The organism is Mesorhizobium sp. M7D.F.Ca.US.004.03.1.1 (genome assembly GCF_003998635.1).
In the GTDB taxonomy this organism is placed as follows: domain Bacteria; phylum Pseudomonadota; class Alphaproteobacteria; order Rhizobiales; family Rhizobiaceae; genus Mesorhizobium; species Mesorhizobium loti.
Map to the genome: position 1 here is coordinate 1 of NZ_RZQG01000142.1, position 9,723 is coordinate 9,723.

Annotated in this window: 8 protein-coding genes and 1 pseudogene; 4 read left to right on the top strand and 5 right to left on the bottom strand. The window is 63.0% G+C overall.

Features of this window, described 5'->3' with window-relative positions; all coding sequences use genetic code 11:
* Together EN935_RS11160 and ettA are read right to left on the bottom strand one after the other, a co-directional pair.
* A pseudogene (locus EN935_RS11160) lies at positions 1 to 86 on the bottom strand (trans-aconitate 2-methyltransferase); the annotation flags it as partial.
* 46 nt (positions 87 to 132) lie between these two features.
* The gene (gene ettA / locus EN935_RS11165; protein WP_013530923.1) at positions 133 to 1,782 is read right to left on the bottom strand and encodes an energy-dependent translational throttle protein EttA; all 1,650 of its coding nucleotides are present in this window, start codon (positions 1,780 to 1,782) and stop codon (positions 133 to 135) included.
* Between the two features lie 256 nt (positions 1,783 to 2,038).
* On the opposite strand from ettA, the gene EN935_RS11170 reads away from it, so the two are divergent.
* Entirely contained in the window at positions 2,039 to 3,325 is a 1,287-nt protein-coding gene (locus EN935_RS11170) for a GGDEF domain-containing protein (protein WP_127265233.1), read from the top strand.
* 8 nt (positions 3,326 to 3,333) lie between these two features.
* On the opposite strand, the gene EN935_RS11175 is transcribed toward EN935_RS11170, so the two are convergent.
* Both EN935_RS11175 and EN935_RS11180 read right to left on the bottom strand, forming a co-directional pair.
* Complete coding sequence (locus tag EN935_RS11175; RefSeq protein WP_109668323.1) at positions 3,334 to 3,945, bottom strand: hypothetical protein; 612 nt, start codon at positions 3,943 to 3,945, stop codon at positions 3,334 to 3,336.
* Positions 3,946 to 4,070: 125 nt separating this feature from the next.
* Complete coding sequence (locus EN935_RS11180) at positions 4,071 to 5,078, bottom strand: ribonuclease (protein WP_109668325.1); 1,008 nt, start codon at positions 5,076 to 5,078, stop codon at positions 4,071 to 4,073.
* A gap of 189 nt (positions 5,079 to 5,267) precedes the next feature.
* On the opposite strand from EN935_RS11180, the gene EN935_RS11185 reads away from it, so the two are divergent.
* The 3 genes from EN935_RS11185 (at position 5,268) to EN935_RS11195 (ending at position 9,121) form a co-directional block, all read left to right on the top strand.
* Positions 5,268 to 6,200: an alpha/beta hydrolase gene (locus EN935_RS11185; RefSeq protein ID WP_126069585.1), complete on the top strand. Its 933-nt coding sequence runs from the start codon at positions 5,268 to 5,270 to the stop codon at positions 6,198 to 6,200.
* Positions 6,201 to 6,299: 99 nt separating this feature from the next.
* Positions 6,300 to 7,475, top strand: a complete 1,176-nt coding sequence (locus EN935_RS11190; RefSeq protein WP_109668329.1) for a CaiB/BaiF CoA-transferase family protein — start codon at positions 6,300 to 6,302, stop codon at positions 7,473 to 7,475.
* Complete coding sequence (locus EN935_RS11195; protein ID WP_109668331.1) at positions 7,472 to 9,121, top strand: thiamine pyrophosphate-binding protein; 1,650 nt, start codon at positions 7,472 to 7,474, stop codon at positions 9,119 to 9,121. The genes EN935_RS11190 and EN935_RS11195 overlap by 4 nt, the downstream gene beginning before the upstream one ends.
* A gap of 96 nt (positions 9,122 to 9,217) precedes the next feature.
* Here EN935_RS11195 and EN935_RS11200 read toward each other — a convergent pair whose 3' ends face one another.
* Positions 9,218 to 9,658: a CHRD domain-containing protein gene (locus EN935_RS11200; protein ID WP_109668333.1), complete on the bottom strand. Its 441-nt coding sequence runs from the start codon at positions 9,656 to 9,658 to the stop codon at positions 9,218 to 9,220.
* Positions 9,659 to 9,723 lie beyond the last annotated feature (65 nt).

The following is a 9,723-nucleotide window of genomic DNA, read 5'->3' on the forward strand; positions in this document are numbered from 1 at the left end:
ACGGGGACCTGCGCGACCAAGTCGCGCGCGGGTCGCGTGCGCTCGTCCTCGAATTTCAGATATTGGGCGGCGGACCAATCAGCCATGTGAGCTCCTCATGTCTTCTTGAGAATTCGCCGCCCGGAAAACTCCTTACCGCGTCAGCCTCTTATACGTCATGCGGTGCGGGTTGACGGCATCGGGCCCAAGGCGGCGTATCTTGTCCTGCTCGTAATCCTCGAAATTGCCCTCGAACCATTCGACATGGCTGTCGCCCTCGAAGGCGAGGATGTGCGTCGCCAGGCGATCGAGGAACATGCGATCGTGCGAGATGATGACCGCGCAGCCGCCGAAGTTTTCCAGCGCGTCTTCAAGTGCGGCAAGCGTTTCCGTATCGAGATCGTTGGTCGGTTCGTCGAGCAGCAGCACATTGCCGCCGGTCTTCAGCATCTTGGCCAGATGCACGCGGTTGCGCTGGCCGCCGGAGAGGTTGCCGACCTTCTGCTGCTGGTCGCCGCCACGGAAGTTGAACGAGGCGCAATAGGCGCGCGTGTTGGCTTCGAACTTGCCGAGCTTGACCACTTCGGCGCCGCCGGAAATCTCTTCCCACACCGTCTTTGACGGATCGAGCGCGTCGCGGCTCTGGTCGACATAGCCGAGCTTGACCGTTTCGCCGACACGGACCGAGCCCGCATCCGGCTTTTCCTGACCGGTGATCATGCGGAACAGCGTCGTCTTGCCGGCGCCGTTCGGGCCGATGACGCCGACGATGCCGCCGGGCGGCAGCTTGAATTCCAGCCCGTCGATCAAAAGCGTGTCGCCAAAGCCCTTCGACAGGCCTTCCGCCTCGATCACCACATTGCCGAGCCGCTCGCCATGCGGAATGACGATCTGCGTGTCGCTCGGACGCCGCTTGTCGGCTGCATCCAAAAGGTCCTGGAACGCCTGGATACGCGCCTTGGACTTGGTCTGGCGGGCCTTGGGGCTCGACTGGATCCACTCGCGCTCGCGGCCGATGGCGCGCTGGCGGGCGTCGTCCTCGCGGCCTTCCTGCTTGAGCCGCTTGGCCTTGGCTTCGAGGTATTTGGTGTAGTTGCCCTCATAGGGAATGCCGCGGCCGCGGTCGAGTTCAAGGATCCAGCCGGTGACGTTGTCGAGGAAGTAGCGATCGTGGGTGATGATCATCACAGCGCCCGGATAGGCACGCAGATGCTTTTCCAGCCACGCCGTGGTCTCGGCGTCGAGATGGTTGGTCGGTTCGTCGAGCAGCAAAAGGTCGGGCTGGCGCAGCAAGAGCTGGCAGAGCGCGACGCGGCGGCGCTCGCCGCCCGAAAGCTTGGTGACTTCCGAATCCTTGGGCGGGCAGCCCAGCGCTTCCATCGCCATCTCGACCTGCTGCTCGAGATCCCACAGGTTGAGCCGGTCCATCTCGTCCTGGAGCTTGGCCGACTCGTCGGCCGTCTCGTCGGAATAATTCATCATCAATTCGTTGTAGCGCTCGATGATGGCGGTCTTGGCGGCGACGCCTTCCATGATGTTTTCGAACACGGTCTTGTCCGGATCAAGCGCCGGCTCCTGCGCCAGGTAGCCGACGGTGGCGCCTTCGGCGAGCCAGGCTTCGCCGTTCCACTCCTTGTCGAGCCCGGCCATGATCTTGAGGATCGTCGACTTGCCCGAACCGTTGGGGCCGAGAATGCCGATCTTGGCGTCGGGATAGAAGGAGAGATGGACATTCTCGAGCACCTTCTTGGTGCCATAGGCCTTGTTGAGGCCGGCCATGTGATAGATGAACTGGCGTGCCACGCGCGCTTTCCCTGAAAAAACTGACTGGATTGTCGAATTGAGTGGAGGTTGGCCGCTATGTAGGCGATGCGGCGGCGAACGGCAATCGCTTTTGCCGCATCTGGCCGGTCACACGCGGAAGTGTCCGCCAACCGCTGAAGTTTTCCACGCTCATCGGACGCGATGAAAGCTCCGGTTAACCCTTCCGGGTCAAAACAGGATCGGGGTGGAATCGCTGATTTGCAGCGATTTCAGGAGAAAGATCGGATCGACGGCATTGCTGAACAGTTTCCTGCTCCTTGCCGAAGCGGTCGTCTACTTCAGCGTCATGGTGACGCTTTTCCGCTTCAGACAGCGTATCGGCCTCGGCGTCTTCGTCTGCGCGCTCGGCGTCATGCACTTCCTCGAGACCTATCTCGCCAGCGTTTTTTACGTCGCCTTGCCGTTCGGCATGGTCTCGCCGGGCTCGGCTGTGCTGTTTTCCGGCAAGCTGGTCATGCTGTTGCTGCTCTATATGAAAGAGGATGCCGCCACCGTGCGTCAGCCGATCTACGGCCTGCTGTTCGGCAATGCGCTGATGATCGGGCTGGTGCTGCTGCTGCGCCTGCACGTCATCGCGGCACTTCCCGACGGCAGGCTCCCCGACATCGGCTTCATCGACGAGATGGGCTGGCTGATGGTCTGGGGCACGACGCTGCTGTTCGTCGACGCCATCCTGATCATCCTGCTCTATGAAAAGCTCGGGCGTTACCTGCGCAAGGCACAGTTCGCGCGCATCCTGATTTCGGTCGCTTGCGTGCTCACCTTCGACCAGGCCGGGTTCTTCACCGCGCTGCATTTCGTCGCCGGCGCGCCGATCGCGGTCTTTTTCGGCGGCTGGTTTGCCAAGATGGCGGCGGCGCTGATCTTCAGCACCATGCTCGTGGCCTATCTCAAATGGTTCGAGGAGCGTCAGGTCGCGGCGCCGCGCGGGCTGACCGACATTTTCGAAACACTCACCTATCGCGAACGCTATGAAGCGCTGGTCGAACATGTCGGCCGTGACGGCCTGACCGGCCTGCTGCATCGCGGGCGCTTCGACGCCGACGGTGAAGCCGCCGTCCAGGACAGCCTGCGCACCGCCAGGCCGCTCAGCCTGCTGATCATCGATGTCGACCATTTCAAGTCGATCAACGACCGTTTCGGCCATGCCGAAGGCGACAAGGTGCTGAAAGCGGTTGCGATCCTGCTTACCGAGGCGGCAAGCGCCGAAGACCTGGTGTTCCGCATCGGCGGCGAGGAATTCGCCATCCTCAGTTCGCGCCCGCACTCGGTCGCCAGGCTGTTCGGCGAAAGCATCCGCTACGCGGTCAAGGCCTCGGCCGCCACCAGCCGGTTCGAGCTGACCGTCAGCGCCGGCGTTTCCAGCGTCAGCGAAACGACGCGCTGCCTTGCCGACCTGTTCGCGCTTGCCGACCAGCGCCTCTACAAGGCGAAGTCGACCGGGCGCGATCGCGTCGTCGGCGAGCCGGGCGGCCACGAAGCCGACGCAGCCGTTGCGTGGACCAAGTCCGCGCAGATCTAGGTCTGTCGTTAGGACTTCTTCTGCCGCCGAAAGCCTGTCACGGTGGAAACCGCCATCAGCGCGATCGCCAGCCATTTCAGCGCGGTGATGATCGGCCCGGCTTCGATGTCATAGGCAATGAACAGCAGGATGCCCGGCACCAGCAGGCCGCATAGAATCAGCATGATGCGGTTGATCTGCCACGACACTTTTGACGCCAACGCCTCGTCGCCGGGCGCGGAAACAAGTGCCGCCCGCACCGCCCTGCCGCCCACCAGCATGGCCGAAAGGCGCATCGAGATCGGCAGGCCGAGCCCGATGATCAGGAAAGCACAAGTCGCCAGCAGCAGCGAAAACTTCAGCGCGCTGGTTTCCGCCGGTATGGGAAACAGCAGCGTCGCCAGCGGCAGGAAGACACCGAAAATGCCGATCGCCGCGATAGTGATGAAAATCACCGCATTGACGATCGTGAACAGCTGGTAGGTGCCGACGCCGATCGGTTCGGATAGCGTTCGCATGCGCGCCCATTCGGCGTCGGTGTAGGAAAAGCCCGGCCATTCCATGCGGGCATCGTTTATCGAGACCATGCCCCTGGCCCAGAAAGCCAGCCGCGCCAGCGCGCTGCTCGTCATGCCATCCATTGCGAGCCCCGCCGAAATGATGCGCGGGCAGCATAGCATCGGGACGCGGCAAGGCGACAGTCCGGTGTCTGCGTCCTGCCAGCGCCTGCTGGAACCGCCCGTACTTACTGGAAGCCGCCCCGTACTTACTGGAACCCAATCGCGTCGACAGTGCCTGTCGGGCAACCGGCCTTGTTGGTCGGCACCGAAGCCAGCAGCAGGTCCTTGAGCGAGCTGTTGGAGCCGATCGGACCGGCGAGGCCGAGCGTCAGTTCGCCGATCAGCCGCCTGCCGCTCGACGGATCGATGACGCAGGAAACACGCACGCGGTCCCCTGCTCCCGCCCCGAAGGCAGTGTCGAAGGCGCCGCGAATCTGGTCCGCCGTCAGCTTGCCGCCGATGTTCTTGGCAAAGAGATCGCGCACCGGCGAGCTGTTCACCGCGCGCATCAAGTTGAGCGCGTCGGAGAAATAGTCCTGCTGGCTCTTGCCGTAGCAGGTGCCGTGCTTGATCCATTCATGCCGTTCGAGCTTGGAAGCTGTCCCCGGCATCACCTGATCGAGCTCTGTGCGGGTGTTGGCGTCCAGATTGACCGGCGGCAGGTCTTTCCAGTGGGCCGGATTGTCGTTGGCCTTGTCGCTCGCCGTCGCCTGGCAATAGAAATTGCCGTTCGGCTGCGGCCACAGGCCGTGCAAGGTGAAATGCGTAGCGTCGAAATCACCTGCACTCTGCACCTTGCATTCCGTCTTGCTCGACTTGGTCTCGCAGAAGGCCGGCTGCCAGCTCAGCGCGAAGACATATTCGGGTTTTCCCGATGCCGCCGGCTTGCCTTGCCCGCCCGGTGCGGCCGGCACGGTCGCGGCGCTGCTACCCGAAACATGGCCGCAGGTGACTTTCACCCAGCGGCGCTCCGGATCGGCGCCCGGCACCAGGATGAGGTAATGCGTCGGCGTATCCTTGTTGCCGGCAAGCAGCTGGTAGCTCTGCCCGGCATCGGTCGAGACGTTGCCGGGGTTCTTGCCGTTCTTGATGGCCTGCGTCGCCGGACAGGCAGCGTCGGCAACGAAAGAGCCGCTCATCTTGACGTCGGCACGCGCCGCCCCGGCCAGTGACGCCGCCAGCATGGCCAATCCGAAAACGACACCAATGCGCATGGAAAATCCCCGGCTGAAGAAGTGGGCGACAGACTGAAGCTGTCTCCATGTCAGAATTGCGATATTTTGCTGTCCAAACGCAAGAAACATCGTCGCGAAAAAGCAGGCTTTGCCAATTGACGCAAAACCGGCGCCGGCGCAAACAAAGCCGGCGCCACGGTGGCGGCCAGAGCCTGGAGACCGAGCGGCATGTCATTCAGCCAGCAGCGTGTGATTGCCTCGCCGACCGGTGCCGATCTCAATCTTTTCGTCAGGCAAGCCGATGGCCGGGCACGTGCCGTCGTCCAGATCAATCATGGTCTGGCCGAGCACGCCGCGCGCTATGCCCGCTTTGCCGATTTTCTTGGCTCCCGCGGCTTCCACGTCTATGTCCACGATCATCGCGGCCATGGCGCGACCAAGGCCCCCGACGCACCGCTCGGCAGGTTCGCCGACAGCAACGGCCCCGCCAAGGTGATCGCCGACGTCGACGCCATCCATGATCTGATCGCCAGCGAACAGCCGAACCTGCCCGTCATCCTTTTCGGCCACTCGATGGGTGCGTCGGTGGCGCTGAACTACCTGTTGCGCCACTCGCCGCGCGTTCATGCCGCCGCGATCTGGAACGGCAATTTCTCCCAAGGCCTGCTTGGCCAGGTGGCGCTCGGCATCCTTGCCTGGGAACGGATGCGGCTCGGCTCTGATGTCCCGTCGCGCCTGTTGCCAAAGCTCACCTTTCAGGCCTGGGGCAAGGCGGTGCCCAATCACCGTACATTGTTCGACTGGCTGTCGCGCGACGAGGCGGAAGTGGCGAAATACATTGCCGATCCGTTGTGCGGCTGGGATGCTTCGGTATCAATGTGGCGCGACGTCGTCGGCATGGCATTGAACGGCGGCAAGGATGCCGGCTTTGCCGGCGTCCGGCGCGACCTCCCCGTCAGCATCGTCGGCGGCGAAAAGGATCCCGCCTCGGATTACGGCAAGGGGATCACCCATCTTGCCAATCGCATGCGCAAGATGGGCTTTTCGAATCTGGTTTCAAAGGTTTACGCTGACACCCGCCACGAAAGCCTGAACGAGGTGAATCGCGACATCATCATGGGCGATTTCGCGGCCTGGGCGGACGACATCCTGAAAGCGTGACGGATTGGCCCATCGCAAGAGCCGTGACAGCCGTTGCAGGGCTTGATAGAGGCTCTGCCTTCGCAGCAATCAAGGTGATTGCAGCAACCACGGTGATTTATGGCTGAGCCCCCGCTGAAAGGCGTCCGCGTCGTCGAACTCGCCCGCATCCTTGCCGGGCCATGGGCCGGGCAGTTGCTTGCCGATCTCGGCGCCGATGTCATCAAGGTCGAGAGCCCCGATGGCGGCGACGACACCCGCAAATGGGGCCCGCCCTTCGTCATGGGCAAGGACGGCGAGAACCTGTCGGCCGCCTATTACCACTCCTGCAACCGCGGCAAGCGCTCCATCGCCATCGATTTCTCGACACCGGAAGGCGCCGAAACCGTGCGCCGGCTTGTCGCGACTTCGGACGTGCTGATCGAGAACTTCAAGCTCGGCGGCCTGAAGAAATACGGCCTCGACTACGACAGCCTGCGCAAGATCAACCCCCGCCTCGTCTATTGCTCGATCACCGGCTTCGGCCAGGATGGTCCCTATGCGCCACGCGCCGGCTATGACTTCATCATCCAGGCCATGGCCGGCATGATGTCGATCACCGGCGAGGTTGGCCGTGAGCCGCAAAAGGCCGGCGTCGCCATTTCTGACATCTTCACCGGCCTCTATTCGGTCATCGCCATCCAGGCGGCCCTGCGCCACGCCGAACAAACCGGCGAAGGCCAGCACGTCGACATGGCGCTCTTCGACACCCAGATCTCCGCGCTTGGCAACCAGAACCTCAACTATCTCGTCTCCGGCAAATCGCCGGTGCAGATGGGCAATGCGCATATGAACATTGCGCCCTACGAAGTGGTGCCAGTCAGGGACGGCCACATCATCCTGGCGGTCGGCAATGACGGCCAGTTCGCCAAATTCTGCGCCGCTGTCGGACTGGACGATTTGCCTGCAAATCCCGACTTCGCCACCAATCCTGCCCGGGTCGCCAACCGGGTCAGGCTGCGTGAGCGCATGATCGAGGCGCTGAAGATTTTTGACCGCGATCCGCTGCTGGCGAAGCTGGAAGCGGCAAGCGTTCCGGCGAGCCCGATCAACACGATCGGCCAGATGTTTGCCGACCCGCAGACAATCGCGCGCGGCATGCGGCTCGACCTCGACGACGGCCATGGCAATCTTCTGCCTTCGGTGCGTGCGCCGATGGTCATGTCCGGCACGCCGCTGGTCTATGAGCGCCCCTCGCCGCGCCTGGGCGAACACACGCAAGAAATCCTTGCCGAACTGGAGAAGTCTGGACAATGAAGACCGGCGGACAACTCATCGTCGACGCGCTTGAGGCCAACGGCACCGACCGCATCTATTGCGTGCCTGGTGAATCCTATCTGGCGGTGCTCGACGCGCTGCACGATTCAGCGATCCGCACCATCGTCTGCCGCCAGGAAGGCGGTGCCGCCATGATGGCAGATTGCCACGGCCGCCTGACCGGCAAGCCCGGCATCTGCTTCGTCACCCGCGGCCCCGGCGCCACCAACGCCTCGGCCGGCATCCACATCGCCATGCAGGATTCGATACCCGTCATCCTGTTCATCGGCCAGGTCGCCAGCCACGCCAAGGAGCGCGAGGCCTTCCAGGAAGTCGACTACAAGAGGTTCTTCGGCGACATCGCCAAATGGGTGGTCGAGATCGACGACGCCTCGCGCATCCCCGAATTCGTCACCCGTGCCTTCGCCGTGGCGACATCGGGCCGCCCCGGCCCCGTCGTCATCTCACTGCCGGAAGACATGTTGACCAGTGTCGTCGAGGCACCCATCGCTTTGCCGCACACACCGGTCGAAACCCGGCCGGGCGAAGCCGAGCTCGATGCGCTGGAAAAGCTGCTGGCCAAGTCCATCAGGCCGTTCGTCATCCTCGGCGGCACGCGCTGGGACGCCGAGGCCGTGGCACGGATACGCACGATCGCCGAGACGTGGTCGCTGCCGGTCGGCTGTTCCTTCCGCCGCCAGATGCTGTTCGACCATCTGCACCCGAACTATGCCGGCGATGTCGGCATCGGCATCAACCCGAAGCTGGCCACGGCGATCAAGCAGGCCGATCTCGTGCTGCTGATCGGCGGCCGCATGGGCGAGATGCCGTCCTCCGACTACACCCTGCTGAAAAGCCCCTACCCCGACCAGACGCTGGTCCATATCCATGCCGACGCCGGCGAACTCGGCCGCGTCTACCGGCCGACATTGGCGATCAATGCCTCGCCTTCCGCCTTCGTCGACGCCTTCGCCAAGCGCAAGCCGGCCACCGCACCCGCCTGGGCAGCCGAGACGCCAAAGCTGCATGCCGCCTATCTCGACTGGTCGACACCGCCGGAAAGCGGCCCCGGCTCGGTCCAGATGGGGCCGATCATGAAATACCTCGAAAAGATGCTGCCCAACGACGCCATCCTCACCAACGGCGCCGGCAATTACGCCACTTGGGTGCATCGTTTCCACCGCTTCCGCCGCTTCGCCACGCAGGCAGCGCCGACCTCAGGCTCGATGGGCTATGGCACGCCTGCGGCGGTCGCCGCCAAAGAACTGTTTCCAGAGCGCACCGTGGTCGCTTTTGCCGGCGACGGCTGCTTCCTGATGAACGGGCAGGAATTCGCCACCGCCGTGCAATACGACCTGCCGATCGTCGTCGTCGTCGTCAACAACGGCATCTACGGCACCATCCGCATGCATCAGGAGCGCGAATATCCCGGCCGCGTCGTCGCCACTGATTTGAAGAATCCTGATTTCGCGGCGTTGGCTCGCGCCTATGGCGGCCACGGTGAGACGGTCGAGAAGACCGCCGATTTCGCCCCGGCCTTCGAACGAGCCCGCGCCAGCGGCAAGCCGGCGATCGTCGAAATCAGGCTTGACCCCGAGGCGATCACGCCGACCCGGACGATGACCCAGATCCGCGATAAGGCATAAAGCGCCAACGGCAGAGGCCGAGTTCCTTCGCGCCCCTCTCCGTCCTGCCGGACATCTCCCCCTCAAAAGGGGGAGAGTCGCGGCACCGGCTACGTCCTATTTTGCTTTTTCGATCTGGCCGCGGATCTCGCCGTCCTTGTTGGCTGCCGTATGGATATTGACGTAATATTTGCCGGCCTCAAGGTCAGCCGCCTGAGCATCGGTCAACGTCTCCGATCCCTTGATCGGGCTCTTGAGTTTCTTGAATGGGATAACGGGTCCAGCGTTTTCACCCATCGCCGCCGGACCGTGAATGTGCCCCGCCGTCGCCGGCCCGCTGAGACCGGAATACTTGACGTTCCAGCTGAGTTTCTTCTTGGCCGTGTCGAACGTTAAAGTGGCCGTGCCCTTGCCCTTCGTGGTGACGGGCGGGCTCTGCTGGCCGCCGTCGAGCGTCGCCTTGAACTTTTCCATGTCGGCCAGGGCCGGCGAGACAAGAAAGATAGAAACAGAGACGGCGAGTGCCGAAACGATCGGCGAAAAGGAATGCATGCGCATTTTTAAAAACCTCCGTTGGATGTGACACCCTTGCGGCTCTCCGACGCATGGATGCATCTGTACAA